This is a genomic window from Bacillus sp. UNCCL81 (assembly GCF_900112535.1).
Taxonomy (GTDB): Bacteria; Bacillota; Bacilli; order Bacillales; family Bacillaceae_G; genus Gottfriedia; species Gottfriedia luciferensis_B.
Genome location: NZ_FOMF01000005.1, coordinates 194592 through 212897 on the forward strand (window position 1 = coordinate 194592; position 18306 = coordinate 212897).

Below are 18306 nucleotides of genomic sequence, written 5' to 3' on the forward strand. Positions count from 1 at the left end.
TAGTACTTGAAGAGCTTTCATTATTTAATTAAAGTTTGAATTAATCGTTTAGCTGATTGACCGTCTTGATATTTGTTAAATCGATGATTAAATTCAGTTACTTTTTGAAGATCATAGTTATCTTCTTTTATAATGTTAATGATTTCATCCGTTGTTCTGACAATCGGTCCTGGAACAAACTCATCGTAATCATAGAAAAAGCTTCTTTCATCTAAGTATTCTTCAAGGTCATATGCATAAAAGATCATTGGTCGTTCCAAAATTGCATACTCAAATACAAGGGATGAGTAATCACTGATTAGTATATCTGTAAGATAAAGTACTTCGTTCATATCATGATTGCCTAGGTCAATGACAAAATCTCTTGCTTCTTGTGGAATGACAATCCCTTTTTTTACGGCTGGATGTAGTTTAAGGACTAGTACATACTCATCTTGGAGTTTATTGGCCATTTGGATTAGATCTAATTGTAAATTAAAATTCTTTCGCTCTTTAGGGCTACCTCTAAATGTAGGAGCATAAGTAATAATTTTTTTACCTTTCAACATTGGATACTTATTAAAATATCTATTTTTTACTGACTCTAACATCTCTTCATTATAAAAAAAGTCAGTTCTTGGTAAGCCTAAAGCTAAAACCCTCGATTCAGGAACGTTAAATGCCTCTGCATAAAAGGGAATAATTTCATCGCAAGAAACGATCACATTGGAATAGGAAGTATGTGCTTTTATTTCAAATTCCTTACTATTACTATCTTTATAGCCTACTGCGCTAAGTCCAAATTTTTTGAAGGCTCCACATGCATGCCATACTTGAATGACTTTCGTATCTTTTCGTAAATTTACATTATAAAGAGGTCTGTGATAATCATTCAGTATTACATATTTAGCACGTCCAAAATCATAATACATTTTACATAGTTCAGAGAAATTACGCTTTCGAATAAAATGGCCAATAATTTTGTACTCTGGTTTAGTTTTAATCAGTTCTTCGTATATAAAATAATAAGAGTCTTGAAGTCCAGTTGATTTATTTGAAGCAAATATAATCTCATCTTTCATTGGGAGCATTTTTGCAAAATTTAGGACAACCCGTCTAGCGAAGGCACTTTTTAACCGACTTGAGAATTTGTTTTTCCTTTTTTTATTTGCTTTCATTCTAACAAGGCTATTAATAGGAGATAAACTATTTTTTCTGACGGCCTCCAAACAAGAATTAACCTCTAGTTTAAATTTAGAAGTTATTAATTGATGAGCCATTTCTGGATTTAATCTTTCTTCCCAAACTTTTAGTAAGTCTAAATGAATTCGTTTTGCTTCTGGACTCATAAAATGATATCGATTAACGATTTCGTAGGAAAGAATCCGAGGTATCGCTGGGATTTTGTTATAAAGATGAATATCAATTTTATTTACAAATTCCAAAAATAGTTTTAAACTCTCGACTTGTGTCTCTGATTCCATACTTCGAATAGCACTGTTAACTGCAGGCCAGATGTCTGCCATTACAATTCTTTGGTAGTAATGCGCTTTTAATTGATTGCGTTCAAATTTGTTTACAATGTATTGATCCCAAAGAGGATCGGAAATTGAAAGACTCTTTAGGATATCATTTAAGACCTTAACAGAATTAACTCTGACAATTTGAGATAAAGAAATATTGTCTTCAGCTTCTCTAGAACGATAGTAATAAATAACTTTATCAACGGTGAAAATTCGATTGGCCTTTAAGTATGCTTCTATAATAAAAGGGTGGTCCTCAGTTACTTTAATATTTTTAGGAAAATTGATATTTTTGACGTGGGTAGCTTTGAAAAGTTTATTACATGGTCCAAGAGAATAGAGTAGTCCTGGGGTTGAGATTAATGACTTTTCTCCAGGTATATTTACTCCATTACTAACATGACTACCAATAAACCATTTATGAGTACTATTAAAGCTTAACGATTGCCCTGTAACAACATCTGCATTTTCATCAAGGGCTGCTTGGTACATTGCTTCGATCGCATCGTGAGGTAATAAATCATCAGAATCGACAAAGCCGATATACTCACCTCTAGCAATCTTCTTTCCATTATTTCTAGCTACACCAGGTCCGCTATTGTCTTGAATACCTAATACAATATTAGGGTAATCTTTTGCATATTGTTTTATTAATTCAACACTTTGATCACTTGAACCATCGTCTATAAATATAATTTCTATATTTTTTAGTGATTGATTCACTAAGGATGAACAGGTTACTTCAATATATTCCTCTACATTGTATACAGGGATGATTAAACTAACTTTAACGTCCTTTAAATCAGGGTTGATTATTAATTCAAAACTCATCAATTTTTCCTCATTTCAAACGATTAAATAAAAGTTTATTTATTAGTTAAAAGTAATTTTGTCAAAAATATTGGAAATTATTCCTTCTTAAAGGATTTATGCATAGGTTAAGCAAAAGAAAAGGCAAGTAAACAGATAAATCCACGGATTTAAATACTTACTTGCCTTAAACAAATTATTTAATTAGCGTTTCTACGAATCTTTCTGAAGCTCGTCCGTCAGCTATTTCATTGAAACGTTGGTTGAATTCTTTCACTTTATTTAAATCAAACTGATCTTTTTGAATTAAATCGATAATCTCATTTGTAGTTGAAGTAATTGGACCTGGTACAAAATCATGATAATCATAGAAGAAACTTCTTTCTTTCATGTAGTTCTCATAATCATATGCAAAGAAAATAACAGGTCTTTCAAGTAATGTATACTCAAATAATAAAGAAGAATAGTCGCTTATTAAAATATCTGTCATTAATAATACTTCATTAATATTTTCATTACCTAAATTCAATACAAAATCACGAGCAGATTCAGGGATTTTTACATTATTCGTAACTGCTGGATGCAATTTTAGTACAAGTACGTAATCTTCCCCTAATTTTTCTTGCATTGCAGCTAAATCAAGTTCCAAATGGAACGTTTTTCGATCTCTTGGGTTTCCACGGAATGTTGGAGCATAAGTAATAATTTTTTTATCTTTTAACTTTGAAAACCTATTAAGGAATTTTCTACGAACATACTCCTTTGTTTCATCGTCAAAGAAAAGGTCAGTTCTAGGTAGTCCTAAAGGTAAAACATTTTTTTGATCAATATCAAATGCTTCAGCGTAATGAGGTACAACTTCATTCGTTGAAACAACAACTTTTGTATAAGGTTTGTGAGCATTTGTTTCAAACTGTTTTGGATTACTATCTGCAAAACCTACTGCACTATGTCCAAACTTTTTAAATGCACCACAAGCATGCCACATTTGAATTACTTCTGTTTCTTTTCTAAAATTCATTTTATAAATTTGGCGGTGATAATCGTTTAGAATAATATATTTAGCACGGCCAAATTGGTAGTATGTTTTACATAAATCAGCGAACTCACGTTTCTTAAAGAAGTCATCAACTACTTTATATTGTGGGCGCTTCGTTCTAATTTGCTCGTAAATGAAAGGATATGAATCATCCAGACCTTTCGATTTATTTGATGCAAAAACGATTGTATTATCTGCAGGTAGTAAACTAGCAAACTTAAAAACTACTCGACGTGCAAATGCACTCTTAAAACGGCTCTTAATTTTATTAATACGTTTTCTGCGATCTCGTTTGCTAATATGACTCTGAATTGGCTTGATCGAATTTTTTTGTAATGCTTTTAAACACAACTGTGTATCAAATTTTCTATTAGAGTTTTTCAATGTATGCATAGTACCTGGGTTACTAAGTTTTACCCATTCTTTTAACCAGTTTAAATGCAGTTCCTTTGCCTTTTGCGATAATAAGCTATAATGAGGAACCAATTCGTATGAAGTGATTCTAGTTAAAGCAGGTACTTTATTATATAACTTAAAGTCAATGGTCTTTAGCCAATCATAAATTAATTGAAATGCTTCTTCTTGGATTGAAGCATTTTTTGAACGAACCGCGCTCATAATAGCAGGCCATAAATCAGCTGTAACGATACGATGGTAATAAACACCCATTACATCTAATCGCTCTAGCTCGTTCGGTATTAAATTATTCCATAATTGATTAGAATAGCTCAAACTTTTTAAGATATCACGTAAAACCTTAACTGAATCAACACGTACTACTTGTGAAAGAGAAAGATTTGACTCTTCTTCACGATTACGGTAATGATAGATTACTTTATCAACTGTAAAAATTTTATTTGCTTTTAAATAAGCTTCAATAATAAATGGATGGTCTTCTGTTACTCTAATATCAGTTGGGAATGACATATCTTTAATTAGAGTAGCTTTAAACATTTTGTTACAAGGACCTAATGAATATAATAGTCCTTTATTTGCAACAAGTGATTTCGTACCAGGAGTATAAACACCATTGTTGACATGACTAGCAATATACCAAGAACGAGTACTATTAAAGCTTAGAGAAGCTCCTGTAACTACTTCAGCATCCTCAGTTTTTGCTGCTAGATACATAGTTTCTAATGCATCCTCAGGTAATAAATCATCTGAATCAACAAAACTAATGTATTCACCTTTAGCCAAAGTCAATCCATTATTTCTTGCAACACCAGGACCAGCGTTTTTCTGAATTGCATACAGTATATTTGGATATAAGTTTAAAAGGTCATTAATGATGTTTGGCGTCTGATCAGTTGAACCATCATCAACTAATATAATTTCAATCGGACTTAATGTTTGTTTGGCAAGTGATTCAATTGTCTCTTTAATATAATTTTCTACATTATATACAGGAATAATGATACTAACCTTAGGTTGATCTATTTTAGATGGTCTTACTACTTCAAAATTCATTTTAGGTAATTTCTCCTCATTATTAAAATAGTGTATGAGTTATATGATTAACATAAAAAAGAGGAGAGCAGTATCCCCTCTAATTTTATATTATATTTTCCATTCCATAACTGATTTTCCCCAGTTAGTTGTTAAATCACGTTCGAATGCATTATGAATATCATCAATACTACGAATTTCATTTACATCTCCAATTAGAGTCTCTAAGTATTCGACTACTTCAGGATTCTCATGAAGGAAATTAACAGTTTCAACGAAGTCAGAGCGTCCGCTTCGACTGCTACCTATTAAAGTAATTCCTCTTTCAAGGATCATTCGCGTATTGATTTCAACAGGATATTCAGATACGCCAAGTAATGGAATCGAGCCTTCTGGTTGAATGTGGTTAATAATTTGTTCTACAGCGTATTGACTACCAATACCACCTACACATTCAAAAGCATGGTCGACTGTTACATCTTCAGGAACTTCATCAATTTGATACGTTTCATCTGCAAATGAGAAGTAGCTTAACTTTGAATGGTTTTTACCAAATACATATACTTTACTTTCTGGATAACGCTTTTTTAGGATTAGAGCAGTTATAAATCCTAAGTTTCCATCACCCCAAACGCCTAAAACATCACGACGTTGATGTGCACGTTCTTCAAATCGGACAACTGCATGCATACTTACACTGATCAATTCAGAAAACGCTGCAACCTGCAAGTTAATGTCTTCAGATAATCCTACTACACGGTCTCTTTCAAGGAATACATAGTCTTGCATGAAACCATCATAGCCACTTGAACGAAACTTACTCGTTTTTAAATAATTTTCAGCAATGACATCATCAACCTGAGTAGGTGTATTTGGAATCATCACGACATGAGAGCCTGTTTTGAAATCACCTTTTGGATCATAAACAACTTTTCCGACACCTTCATGGATCAGTGCCATTGGTAATTTTTTTGCCATCGCTTCTTTGCCACGAGTACCAGTATAGTATCGTTGATCAGCAGCACAGATTGATAAATGTGTTGGACGTACAACGATATAGTCACCTTCTAGAGATTGTTCTTTATAAGTGATCTCAATTTGTTTTGTTGAAACTAAACGATAGATTTGATTAATCATTTTGCCGTCACCTGATCCTTTAAAAGTGCATTTGCTACTTTTAAGTCATACGGAGTCGTAATTTTCATATTAAAAACTTCACCTTTAACTAGCTTTACGTCTACACCTTTAAGAAGACAAATTTTACAAGCATCAGTTAAGATTGCTTTTTGTTCTGAATCTAATTCAGAATAGTGATTTGTAAGTAGATTAATATTAAAACTCTGAGGAGTTTGTCCTTGATACATTGTATTTCTTACTGGGATATCTGTAATCGTATCGTGATTAGAAGATTGAATGATTGTATCAACAGCCTCAATAACAGTATCAACAGCTCCATATTTTAAAGCAGCATCAATATTTTCTTCTATAATTCGATGAGTTAAGAACGGTCTAACAGCATCATGCGTTACGATAATATCTTCATCAGTTATTTCAAAGTTTTGTTGTAAATAGCGAATACCACTCATAATTGATTCATTACGGTCGCTACCACCCTCAACAACAGCTATACGGTCATTCGTACCGATATATTTTTTGATAATATCTTTTGTATGTTGAATCCATTCTTTTGGCGTTACAACTAAAATCTTTTTAAAGTCGTCATTTAAGATGAATTTTTCTATTGTATGGATAATAATTGGACGGTTATTCAGTGCAAGAAATTGTTTTGGCATACTAACATTTCCCATGCGAGTACCTTTTCCACCCGCTAATATTTCTGCATAAATCATTCATTTCACCTGCTTTTTTATTTTGGAATTAATATGTCAAGTAAGGATATTTTAATAAAATACCCAAAGTATACAAAAAAATTACATTACGTCAATTGTTGAATTTACATAAGTATTATAATATCAAATAAAAAATAATTAGTCGACATTATACTATATTATTCGATGTTATAGTACAAGTAGCTTCAAATAAACTGATTGACTATTAGAAAAATGGTAAAAAAGGAAGGTTTATGGTAAAATATCGTATATTTTGTCAAGTTAGAATTGATGATTAATTCTATTCAGGAGGTAAGACATTCTTGGGTTTACATAAAAAGAAGATTTTACTTATTTCACAACACTTTTATCCAGAAATAGGTAGTGCAGCAAACCGTATGAAAAATATTTATATAGAGTTGAAGGAAAAGGGGTTTGATGTAAAAGTACTAACATTAGAGCCTAGATATCCTAGTCGTGAACTATATGAAGATAAACAATTTTGGAATGAACCACTAATCGACGAAAAGGATATCATTCGAATTGATCCTTCTATAAAAAAACACTCTGGAAGTATTTTAAAGAGATTATATTTATATCTGGAAGTTATGGTTCGATTTATCGGTACTATTTTTAAACAAAAGGCTGAATTTGATTATATTTTTGTGACATCTCCGCCAATATTTGTAGGTGTGGCAGGTTTAATTGCTAAATGGAAGTTAAAAGCTCCACTAATATTAGATATAAGAGATTTATGGCCAGAGTCTCTAACCGGCGTACAAGTTTTCTCTAATCCATTAATCTTAAAAACTGCATATAAAGTAGAAGAAATATTATATAAAAAAGCAACGAAAATAATCGTTAATAGCCGAAGTTTTATTGAATATATGACAAATAAAAATGTAAATAAGGATAAAATTACATTTCTACCTAATTCATTAACTGAAAGTGAATTAGCATATAAAGAGGACCAATTAGAAAAAGAAAATATAACCGTTATTTATACTGGGAATTTAGGCTTAGCACAGGATTTGCATAAGTTTATGAAAACAGCTGCATTATTAAAGGAAAATACTTCAATTAATTTTTCAATTATTGGTTATGGAAAAAATACAAATGAAGTGAAAAATTATATTGAATCGAATGGATTATCGAATGTAACATTACATACTGCAAAATCCCGAAACGAAACTTTAAAACTTGTAGCAAGTGCTGATATTGCTTATGTAAGCTTAGTAAACCAAGAGGTGTTTAAAACCGTCTTACCAGGAAAAATAATTGATTATATGTGTGTTAAGAAACCAATCATTGGAGATGTAGCAGGGTATGCAAGTGAAATTATTCATGAAGCAAACTGTGGAATGATCTTAAAAGAAGATACGCCTGAAGAATTGGTTGAAAATATATATAAACTTGCAAATGATCCTAACCTCCGAAAAAATTATGGAGAAAATGGCTATCAATATGCATACAAAAATCTACGTTGGAAAACGAATATTAATGTGTTATTAAAAGTGATGGAGGATATCCATGAATAAAAAGGTTTGTGCGTTTGTATTTAATCATTTTACGAATGATGCACGCGTACTGCGTGAATGCTCTGCTTTAGCAGAAGTCGGATATGATGTTGATTTAATTGCTTTACATGATGATTCAAAAGAATTACCAAAAAGAGAACGTATGGAAGAAGGATTTAATGTAATCCGAGTAAACAATCGTTTACCATTTGGAATCTATCATCTTGTTCATTATTGTGCAAAGATCTTTAATTTAGTAAAAAGTAGTTTATTAATGAAACTAGTTGCTATTTTATTGATTTTACTTGGTTTATTTTTAAATGCAGTTGCAACGATTATTATTGCTGCTGTGATCGTTCTTTTTGGTAATCGTTATATGAAAGTACTATTAACTAGAGGCTATAATATTTTACAAATGATCTATCATGGGCTTAAAAGGGATTACGATATTTATCATGCGAATGATTTAAATACTTTACCTCAAGGTATCATTTGTGCAAAAGTATTCAAAAAAAGTAAATTAGTTTATGATTCACATGAAGTTCAATCTAGTAGATCTGGTTATGAGAATCCGATTTTCGGAAAGATTGAGAAGTTTTTAATTAAATATATTGATGTGATGATTCACGAAAATAATACTAGGGCAAAATATACTCAAGATTTATACGATATTGACTATCCTGAGGTCATTCATAATTACCCATTTGTGTCTAAGCCGGAAGAAAGTAAAGCGATTAATCTTCATGAAAAACTAGGAATTAGTGAAGATGAACCAATACTTCTTTATCAAGGTGGTATACAAAAAGGGCGTGGATTAGAATTAATTGTAAAAGCTGCACCTTTATATAAAAGAGGGATCGTTGTTTTTATTGGTGATGGAAAGATAAAGCCTACACTCTTAAATTTAGTAGAAGAGTTACAACTACAAAATCGAGTGAAATTTATTGATAAAGTGCCAGTAGATGAATTACTAAATTATACAAGAAATGCTTATTTAGGATTTCAAGTATTAAATAATATCAATTTCAATCATTATTCAGCGTCTTCGAATAAATTATTTGAGTACATGATGAGCGGTGTACCAGTTGTTGCTTGTAGCTTCCCAGAAATTCAAAAGGTAGTTGAAGGTGAATATACTGGTGTATGTGTAGACTCCCACGATATCGATTCAATCGCTGAAGGTGTGAACTATTTATTAGACAACCCTGAAGTTCGTGACGAAATGAGCAAAAATTGTTTAAAAGCAAGACATAAATACAATTGGAATAATGAGAAGAAAGTTTTCATCGGAATTTACGAAAAAGTTTTATACGGTGAAAAGGCAACAATGGTAAGCTAAAAGAGTTTGATTATGTGAATATTTTAGTAGAGAAGGTAAAAAGAACTAGGGATTACGCCATATTTCTTTTTACCTTTCTATGCATAGAGAGGTAGCTAAAATGATCAATTATAAGTTAAGTGTTGTAGTCATTAACTATAACAAAGAGAAATTTATTGAGGAAAGTTTACAATCTGTCATTGATCAGTCATTAGAAAATATTGAACTGATCGTTGTCGATGATGGATCGACTGATAAAAGTAGTGTTTTAGCAGAAGAATTCACAAATAAATATCAAAATGCTAAGTTTATAAAACAAGAAAATAAGGGACCAAGTGCTGCAAGAAATACAGGTTTATCTCATGCAAGTGGCGAATATATTGCATTTTTAGATGGAGATGACATTGCTTACCCTGATGCATATGGCCAATTATATTCTTTAGCAAAAAAATATAACGCTGATACGGCAGTAGGTAATATTTTATGTTTTAACGGCGAAAAAACTTGGCGTTTAAATTATATGAAAGAAATTTTCAAAGAAGGTTTACCTGAAAATAGACAGATTCTAAAGAACCCAGAATTACATCTTACACCATCTGCAAGTAATAAATTATTTAAAAAAGAACTACTAGAACGCGAGGGTATTCGATTTCATGATGAACTTCGAGTCGGCGAAGATTTATTTTTTACGGAGAAATCATTGTTGAAATCAAACTGCACAGTCGTATGCGATGTAGATGTAATTGGTTATCGAATTGAAGATCCAGAAAATAGTTTAATCAAATCTGGAACAATACAATTTTTTAAACAATTAGTTGTGCTACAAAAAGAGCTACGAGCTTATTATGAAGACAATGGTTTTACAAAAGAATTAATACATATCGAAAGAAGACAACTTAAATTTTTTATTAACTCAATTAATCTAAAGGCAAATAAACTACCAGATGATGAGAAGTTGAATCTTGCATATGTTGGGAATGAATTTATGAAAACAATTCGAAATGAATCGATTAAAGATGAGCTTAGTGTTGTTCCAAAGTTTGTTGCTGAGACTTTACGATTAAATGATAAAAGAGGTTTAAAAATTTATTTATCCTTAAAATCAAACCCTAAAATGACGAATAGTAAGTTAAGAAAAGTAGTTTACCTTCTTTCACTATTTTCTTTAAGATACAAGTTTGTTAAATCTTAGTTAATTTAATGTAAAATAGAGTCGAATCATGAAAATTAATTGTAAGATTAATTAATACAATAAATAGATATTTATTGAAATATAATTTCTACTAATTTAAAATGATGATTGGTGCTTTTTCTAATTTATTCGTTTCTTTAATAGAAAAGGTAAGTTATAGTGATTTAAGTTTTATCCAATTATCCAAAAAGTTTACTAATAAGACGTTTACTATAATCTAAATATCAGTAAACTATTAGTAAAGCAAAAGAGTAGAAATTAGTAAAATTTCTGAAAGAGGTTATAGTAAAATGAAAATTTGCACAATTGGACTAGGGTATATAGGATTACCAACTTCTGCGATGTTTGCGAAATATGGCGCAAGTGTTGTAGGTGTAGACGTACAAAAAAGCGTTGTAGATAAATTAAATTCTGGAGAAATTCATATAGAAGAGCCTGGATTAGGCGAAATGGTTAAAGAAGTTGTAGAAAAAGGATTTTTCAGAGCATCTTTAACACCAGAAGAGGCTGACGCATTTATTGTTGCAGTACCAACACCTAATAATGATGATGAGAATAAATCTTGTGATTTATCATATGTATTAGACGCAGTTCATAAAGTAATTCCTTTCTTAAAAAAAGGGAATGTATTAATCGTTGAATCAACAATCGCACCTAGAAGTATGGATGACTTTGTAAAACCACTAGTAGAACAAGCTGGATTTACTGTAGGTGAAGATATTTATCTTGTTCATTGTCCAGAACGTGTATTACCAGGCCAAATTTTACACGAATTAATTCATAATAATCGTATTGTAGGCGGGATTACAGCTGCATGTAGTGAAGCTGGAGCAAAAGTGTATCGTACATTTGTTGAAGGCGAAATTATTCAAACAGATGCAAAAACTGCTGAGATGTCTAAACTAATGGAAAATACATTCCGTGATGTAAATATTGCGTTGGCAAATGAACTAACAAAGATTTGTAACTCATTAGAAATCAACGTATTAGATGTTATTCAAATGGCAAACAAACATCCACGTGTAAACATTCATTCACCAGGACCAGGTGTTGGAGGTCACTGTCTTGCTGTTGACCCATACTTTATTGTAGCTAAAACTCCTGAATTAGCTGGTATGATCAAATTATCTCGTGATACAAATGTATCGATGCCTAAATATGTTGTTGATTCAGTAAAAGAACTAGTTTCAGGTATAGAAAATCCTAAGATTGCAGCATTTGGTGTGACATACAAAGGTAATGTAGATGATATGAGAGAAAGTCCTGCAATGGAAATTATTGAGTTATTGAACGAAGAGGGACTAAATGTCACAATTCACGATCCTCATGTAACTTCTGAGAAAATTGATGTTTTATCTGCTGAGGAAGCTGTGGAAGATGCAAGCTTAATTCTTGTATTAACAGATCACAATGAATTTAAAACAATGGACTATAATAAACTTGCTAAACAAATGAAGCAAGCAGTACTATTTGATACACGTAATTGTGTACCAACTTCAAATGATTCTGATATGAAATTTGTTAATTACGGAAATTTATATAAAGAAATTAAAAAGAATGTGGTTGATTTATGAGTAGTATAAAAACAGTTTTACAAGAACATGCTAAAAACTTATCATTAATTTTTCGTCTTTCATCCTATGAGACACGTAAAGAATATGCAGATAGCCAACTTGGCGTAATTTGGGTATTTTTAAACCCGCTTTTTCAAATAGCTGTTTACTGGGTAACTTTCGGAACGGGAATAAGAAATGGAGCTCCAGTAAATGGTATCCCGTTTATTATTTGGATGCTTTGTGGTTTAATACCGTGGTTCTTTATTAGTGCAGCAATTATGCAAGGATCAAGTTCGATTTTTAACCGAATCGGAACAGTATCTAAAATGAACTTTCCATTAAGTATTATCCCATCATATGTAGTTTTATCTAGGTTTAATACACATGTATTTATGATGCTCATCTTATTAATTGGTGTAATTGTAAATCGAGGAATCGAACATATAAATATTTTTGCACTAATTTATTTTATGATTGTGGGCTTACTGTTTAATATCGCACTTGCATTACTTACATCTACTTTATCAACGATGGTTAGGGATGTTCATTTATTAATTCAATCATTAACTAGAATGCTATTATATTTATCACCTATTTTATGGGAGCCTAAGGGTGCAAATATTTTAACTAAATTAATGAAGCTAAATCCTCTCTACTATATTATAGAAGGATATCGTGGCGCTTTATTATATGGACATTCTAATTTGATTTTTTCTAAAATAACTATTTATTTTTGGTGTGTATTGCTAGCCTTTTTCATTATCGGCTCTATTTTTCATGTTAAATTCAGGAAGCAGTTTGTTGATTTCCTATAGAAGGTGAACTGAATGACAAAAAAAGTTGTCTTTAAAAATGTTACAAAGAAATTTAAAATTTATAATAAACCGACTGACAAGTTAAAGGATTTATTCTTTGGTGGTAGAGGCGGAGAATATTTTCATGCGTTAAAAAACATTTCATTCGAAATTGAACAAGGTGAAATTGTAGGGATTATTGGTTTAAATGGTTCAGGTAAAAGTACAATGTCTAATTTAATTGCTGGTGTTACAATGCCAAATGATGGCGAAGTTGAAGTAAATGGAGTTGCTTCACTAATTGCCATTCAAGCTGGATTAGATAACCGATTAACTGGTTTAGAAAATATTCGATTAAAAGGTTTGATGATGGGTCTTACGATTAAGCAAATTGAAAAAATCACTCCTGATATTATTGAATTTGCCGAAATTGGAAAATTTATTAATCAACCAGTAAAATCATATTCAAGTGGTATGAGATCAAGACTAGGGTTTGCGATCTCTGTAAATATCGATCCAGACATCATGGTAATCGACGAAGCATTATCTGTTGGTGATCCTACCTTTACAAAACGTTGTTTAGATAAAATGAATGATTTTAAAGAACAAGGTAAAACAATCTTCTTTATTAGTCACTCATTAGGTCAGGTTAGAAGCTTCTGTACAAAAGGCTTATGGATTCATTATGGAAAATTAGTTGAGTATGGTGAAATTAATGAAGTATGCGATAACTACCAAAATTTCCTAACTGATTATAATAAATTAACACCTGCAGAACGTGCAGCAGACCGTGAAAAGAACATGCATGTAAATCAATAATGTAAATAGACACTTTATGAAATAGATTTTTTTTCATAATAGTGTCTATTTTAATAGAGTTTTATCTATACAAAAGTCGTGTTGGAAAGGAATATTATGGAATCCAAAAGTAAGTTTAGAATTTTTATTGGTTATTGGATACCTGTTATCCTTATAGCTGGCATTATCTTTTATTCATCAGCAACCCCGTATGAAAAACAAGATATAAGACCAGAAATAAGTCATTTTACATTTTTATATGATCTAATGAAGCATTTCACCTTTGTCCACTTTAACTATGCTGGACATATAGTAAGTATAAAAGAGCTTGGAGTGGCAGGATTTACAGAGTTCTTTATTCGTAAACTATGCCATTTTTCAATCTATCTTTTACTTGCCTTTTTTGCTACAAGATTAGCAAAGCTTTATGTAAACAGAGCCTTTATAATAGGCGTAATTTTTTCAATCCTATATGCAGCTTCTGATGAATTTCACCAATCCTTCACTGCAAACCGAACTCCGCTAGTTCAAGACGTAGTAATCGATTCGATCGGAGCACTAATAGGAGCATCTTTATTTTTATTAATAAGTAAGAAGCTTAAAGCAAAAGTTCAAAAATCCATTCGAGTTTAATCGAATGGATTTTTTTGTTTGAAATAATAAATAGTAACAAGAAAGATGTTTTAAAGAAAAACCATTTTCAAAGTGATGGAATATTAAGGGTTAATAGTGAAAGCGTAAATTAAGTGAACATTATTAATGATAAAAACATTTTATAACTTAGGAATTTTAAACATTAAGAACTAATTTTTAGAAGTAAGTTCAAATGATTAGTTTATAAGTTAATTTTCGACTTAATTGAAGTAAACCTGGTTAATGAACTTTTATTACTCTAAGTAAAAGATATAAAGAAGCTTTTTAATGAAGACTTATTTTAAAGATTAAGTTGATTGGAACGGAGGGATGCTCGACTCCTATGGGATATGCGGGAAGGCTGAGACCCCGCAGGCTTGCCGAGGAGGCTAAAGAATCTCGCCCCATGGAAAGCGAGCATCCCGCAGTGGAAATCAACATCACTATACTCCTTTTACGAAAATTTGATTATTTTTTCACCAAAAAAAAATCTTACCTAAATTCAATTAGATAAGATTTCATATTTCAAAGCTTTATAAAAGTAGGTTCTGTACCTGCTTTCTCAACATAACCAATTTTAACTGGAGTCATTTGAATCAATACATAGTTAGGATCCTCGGGACCTTCAAGCCATCTAGACAATTCCTCAGTCCAAACTTTCTCTTCAGGACCTGCATTTTCAATTACTTCAGCTCTTGCAAACATCTCAACAAAGTTATCATCTAATCGGTCACCATCATGACCAAGTAGTATATGTACGTTTGGATTCTTTTTTATATCTTCTACTTTTTGAGAATTCTTATTTGTAGCGATATAAGGTGTTAGGCCTTTAAAGAAAAATACCATATAACAGCTATGTGGAAAGTCTTCACGAATGGTTGTAAATAGACCTAATTGTTTCGCTTTAAGCACTTTCATAATATTTTGTTGAATCATTTTTATTAACTCCCTCCTAGTTCAGAAGAAGAGAAGGTAGAAAACTTTTCTACCAACTGAATCTCCAACATAAGTTATTCTAGTTCTCAAGGTCATAATCCTTTGAGCAATATAAGCAAACTTTTATCCAATGGAACGATGATTTTGCCATCAACACTTTAAGTGTTTGTTAATTGTTTTACATTTAAACCTATTTTTTTAAGTCTTTTGCATATGATATTTATAAGGATATTTAATTAGGAGGTTATTATGGCTCATCGTTTATTTTTTATTGTTACATTTATCGGTGTACCATTATCGGTAATTGGGAGCTTGATGCATTGGAGCGAGATTTTATTATTTATCATTTACTGTTTAACGATTATTGCATTAGCTGGCATTATGGGAAGAGCTACTGAAAGTTTAGCGATTGCAGCTGGCCCGAGAATTGGGGGACTTTTAAATGCAACATTCGGGAATGCGGTAGAGTTAATTATCGCGATTTTTGCATTGCAAAATGGCTTATCGGAAGTAGTGTTAGCATCACTAACAGGTTCTGTAATAGGAAACTTACTACTTGTAGGTGGACTATCCTTTTTTATTGGTGGATTAAAATATAAACGTCAAAGCTTTAATGTTTACGATGCGAGACATAATTCAGGATTGTTGATTTTTGCGGTGGTACTAGCCTTTGTCATTCCCGAAATTTTTTCAGTTAAAATGACTGCAAATGATAAGATGACACTTAGTGTAGGTGTTTCGATTGTTTTAATGGTTTTATACTTAGCTGCACTTTACTTTAAATTAGTTACACATCGAGGGGTTTACGTAGCTAAAAATCAAGAGATCGTAGAAGAGCATGAAGAAGCTGAGTGGAAAACAGGGAAAGCCATGATTATTTTAGCGTTAGCGACTGTAGCGGTTGGATATGTTTCAGAGAAGCTAGTTCATACGTTTACGACTGTGGGAGATAAGTTCGGATGGACTGAATTATTTATCGGTATTATCGTTGTAGCAATCGTTGGTAACGCTGCTGAACATGCGTCTGCAATTGTGATGGCATATAAAAATAAAGTAGGGGTTTCCGTCGAAATTGCTGTTGGTTCATCATTACAAATTGCCATGTTCGTAGCGCCAGTTTTAGTGATTTGTTCATTGTTTATTGGAGAAAGAATGCCATTAATATTTTCCATGCCGGAATTAATTTCGATGATCACTTCTGTATTTTTAACAATTGCGATTATGAATGACGGAGATACAAACTGGTTTGAAGGGTTAACCTTATTAGCTGCATATTTAATTATGGGGATCGGTTTCTACTTATTATAAAAACAAAAAAATTGAAGGTGGTAATACTTGAAAATAATAATAAGGATTCTATTTTATTTAATTGGATTACTATTTTTAACTTTAGGAATTAGTTTAGCGATTAAAGCTGGACTAGGAGCTAGTGCTTGGGATGCATTAGCTGTTGGTGAGTCGAAAACCTTTGGCTTATCTGTTGGAAATTGGATTATCATTAACTCGTCAATACTGTTGTTTGTTAATGCTTTTTTACAAAAGAAAAGACCGGATTGGCTCGCTGCGATTACGTTTATTTTAATTGGACGATTTCTTGATTTTTGGTTAACTGTTGAGTCGGAGCATTTATTTGATTCAAATATGGTCACTAGATATATTCAATTAGTACTAGCTATTTTAAGTATGACTATAGGCATTGCGATTTATTTGCAAGCTAAGTTTCCGTTAAGTCCAATAGATGATTTAATGATCTCTTTAAATAAGCGGTTCGGAGTAAGTTTAGGCGTCGCAAAAACGATTGGTGAAGTGTTTGCGTTAGTATTGGCCTTTCTTCTAAAAGGTCCAATTGGAATCGGAACCGTCTTAATTACATTCAGTATTGGACCTATTTTGCAGAAGCTAAGAGGGCCAATTGAGAAACTATATATTAAGCTGAGTTCATAGCAAAATTTTTCATTTTAAGGAATACATATATTTACATAAAATGTTCATGCTAAGAGTAATAATTTCCTTATTTGTGAAAGGGGCATGAATATGTCTAAATGGTTTAAGCCATTCGTTCTTGTTAATATAGCTATTTTAATTATTTCTTTAAATAATGGACAAACAACTTTTGCAGCTAATACAGATATTAAAGTCCCACGTTCGGCTGCAAATGTGACAAAAGAGAATACTTACCCTAATCCAACTCAGGACCTGCCAGAACTTCAACCAGGGGGATTAGCAAAGCAGTTATTAAATTCATCAAATGTAAAAATTGAGAATCCAAATCTAATTCGTATGTTTAATGAATCCTATGTCAGCAAAGCACCGTTTGCAGTAGGCTATAATGCGAAAATTTTCTTAGGAGTTTGGCCTTTAAATTACGAATCAAATGAGACAACAATTAATTGGCAATATAAAAAAATAAATACAAACTTTCTAGATAATAGAGGAGAAAAAGCGTACAGACGAATAAAATACTACCAAAATTCGCAACAGATCGTTAAAGGTGGTTTAACTGCTAAAGTAAGAAATGCGGATGACGTGATTAATTTAATGATGCATGATGCATCAGAAAAAACAACTCTCCCACTAGCATTCCAAACAGTAGTCGGAGCTGGAACTAAAAACGAAAGAGTATATAATGTACCACCAAAGCAACTCGGCTATCTATATGCTTATGCTCCTGCAGTTAACGAAAAAGGAAAAGTTACATTTGGAGAAGTGTACCTCATCTTAAAAGGTAATAAAAGAACTCTACAAGTTAAAAATGTAGTATCACAAGGTGTAGGTGCATGGATCCCTGTTCAGGATTATGTTTCATTTGGTTATTTCGCTTCGCCACACCCTAGATAATAGAGAAATCCACAAGGGTAAATCATTTTCCTTGTGGTTTTTGTTTTGGGCAAATACTAAGCGTTGTATATACAAAAAAAACATGCCATAAATAT

At 31.8% G+C, this 18306-nt stretch carries 14 protein-coding genes and 1 pseudogene; 10 read left to right on the plus strand and 5 right to left on the minus strand.

What is annotated here, in order from left to right; genetic code table 11:
* Positions 1–20: 20 nt before the first annotated feature.
* From BM319_RS12900 to BM319_RS12915, 4 genes are all read right to left on the minus strand, one after another.
* Positions 21–2333, minus strand: coding sequence for a bifunctional glycosyltransferase/CDP-glycerol:glycerophosphate glycerophosphotransferase (locus tag BM319_RS12900; RefSeq protein WP_091023008.1), 2313 nt, complete (start codon positions 2331–2333; stop codon positions 21–23).
* 175 nt (positions 2334–2508) lie between these two features.
* Positions 2509–4821, minus strand: a complete 2313-nt coding sequence (locus tag BM319_RS12905; RefSeq protein ID WP_091023010.1) for a bifunctional glycosyltransferase/CDP-glycerol:glycerophosphate glycerophosphotransferase — start codon at positions 4819–4821, stop codon at positions 2509–2511.
* Between the two features lie 90 nt (positions 4822–4911).
* Entirely contained in the window at positions 4912–5937 is a 1026-nt protein-coding gene (locus BM319_RS12910; RefSeq protein ID WP_069035406.1) for a ribitol-5-phosphate dehydrogenase, read from the minus strand.
* A complete protein-coding gene (locus BM319_RS12915; protein WP_091023013.1) occupies positions 5934–6650 on the minus strand; it encodes an IspD/TarI family cytidylyltransferase in 717 nt (238 codons plus the stop codon). The genes BM319_RS12910 and BM319_RS12915 overlap by 4 nt, the downstream gene beginning before the upstream one ends.
* Before the next feature lie 302 nt (positions 6651–6952).
* On the opposite strand from BM319_RS12915, the gene BM319_RS12920 reads away from it, so the two are divergent.
* The 7 genes and pseudogenes from BM319_RS12920 (at position 6953) to BM319_RS12950 (ending at position 14437) form a co-directional block, all read left to right on the plus strand.
* Positions 6953–8167 carry a glycosyltransferase family 4 protein gene (locus BM319_RS12920; protein WP_286143756.1) on the plus strand — a complete coding sequence of 405 codons (1215 nt, stop codon included), beginning with the start codon at positions 6953–6955 and terminating at the stop codon, positions 8165–8167.
* On the plus strand, positions 8160–9485 hold the full coding sequence (locus BM319_RS12925) for a glycosyltransferase (protein ID WP_091023015.1): 1326 nt from the start codon (positions 8160–8162) through the stop codon (positions 9483–9485). Before BM319_RS12920 ends, BM319_RS12925 begins: the two co-directional genes overlap by 8 nt.
* 100 nt (positions 9486–9585) lie before the next feature.
* The gene (locus tag BM319_RS12930; protein WP_175495610.1) at positions 9586–10656 is read left to right on the plus strand and encodes a glycosyltransferase family 2 protein; all 1071 of its coding nucleotides are present in this window, start codon (positions 9586–9588) and stop codon (positions 10654–10656) included.
* A 290-nt stretch (positions 10657–10946) separates the two neighbouring features.
* Entirely contained in the window at positions 10947–12230 is a 1284-nt protein-coding gene (locus BM319_RS12935) for a nucleotide sugar dehydrogenase (RefSeq protein WP_069035401.1), read from the plus strand.
* The gene (locus BM319_RS12940) at positions 12227–13027 is read left to right on the plus strand and encodes an ABC transporter permease (RefSeq protein WP_069035400.1); all 801 of its coding nucleotides are present in this window, start codon (positions 12227–12229) and stop codon (positions 13025–13027) included. The genes BM319_RS12935 and BM319_RS12940 overlap by 4 nt, the downstream gene beginning before the upstream one ends.
* A gap of 12 nt (positions 13028–13039) precedes the next feature.
* Positions 13040–13810: pseudogene (tagH, locus tag BM319_RS12945) on the plus strand (teichoic acids export ABC transporter ATP-binding subunit TagH); the annotation flags it as partial.
* A 111-nt stretch (positions 13811–13921) separates the two neighbouring features.
* Positions 13922–14437, plus strand: a complete 516-nt coding sequence (locus BM319_RS12950; protein WP_091023020.1) for a VanZ family protein — start codon at positions 13922–13924, stop codon at positions 14435–14437.
* Positions 14438–14962: 525 nt separating this feature from the next.
* Here BM319_RS12950 and BM319_RS12955 read toward each other — a convergent pair.
* Positions 14963–15373 (minus strand): pyridoxamine 5'-phosphate oxidase family protein, encoded by a 411-nt coding sequence (locus BM319_RS12955; protein WP_069035396.1) that lies wholly within the window; start codon positions 15371–15373, stop codon positions 14963–14965.
* A 249-nt stretch (positions 15374–15622) separates the two neighbouring features.
* On the opposite strand from BM319_RS12955, the gene cax reads away from it, so the two are divergent.
* From cax to BM319_RS12970, 3 genes are all read left to right on the plus strand, one after another.
* The gene (gene cax, locus BM319_RS12960) at positions 15623–16681 is read left to right on the plus strand and encodes a calcium/proton exchanger (protein ID WP_091023022.1); all 1059 of its coding nucleotides are present in this window, start codon (positions 15623–15625) and stop codon (positions 16679–16681) included.
* Positions 16682–16708: 27 nt separating this feature from the next.
* The gene (locus BM319_RS12965; protein WP_353615545.1) at positions 16709–17317 is read left to right on the plus strand and encodes a YczE/YyaS/YitT family protein; all 609 of its coding nucleotides are present in this window, start codon (positions 16709–16711) and stop codon (positions 17315–17317) included.
* A 90-nt stretch (positions 17318–17407) separates the two neighbouring features.
* Positions 17408–18211, plus strand: a complete 804-nt coding sequence (locus tag BM319_RS12970; protein ID WP_069035394.1) for a YfkD famly protein — start codon at positions 17408–17410, stop codon at positions 18209–18211.
* The last annotated feature ends 95 nt before the right edge of the window (positions 18212–18306 follow it).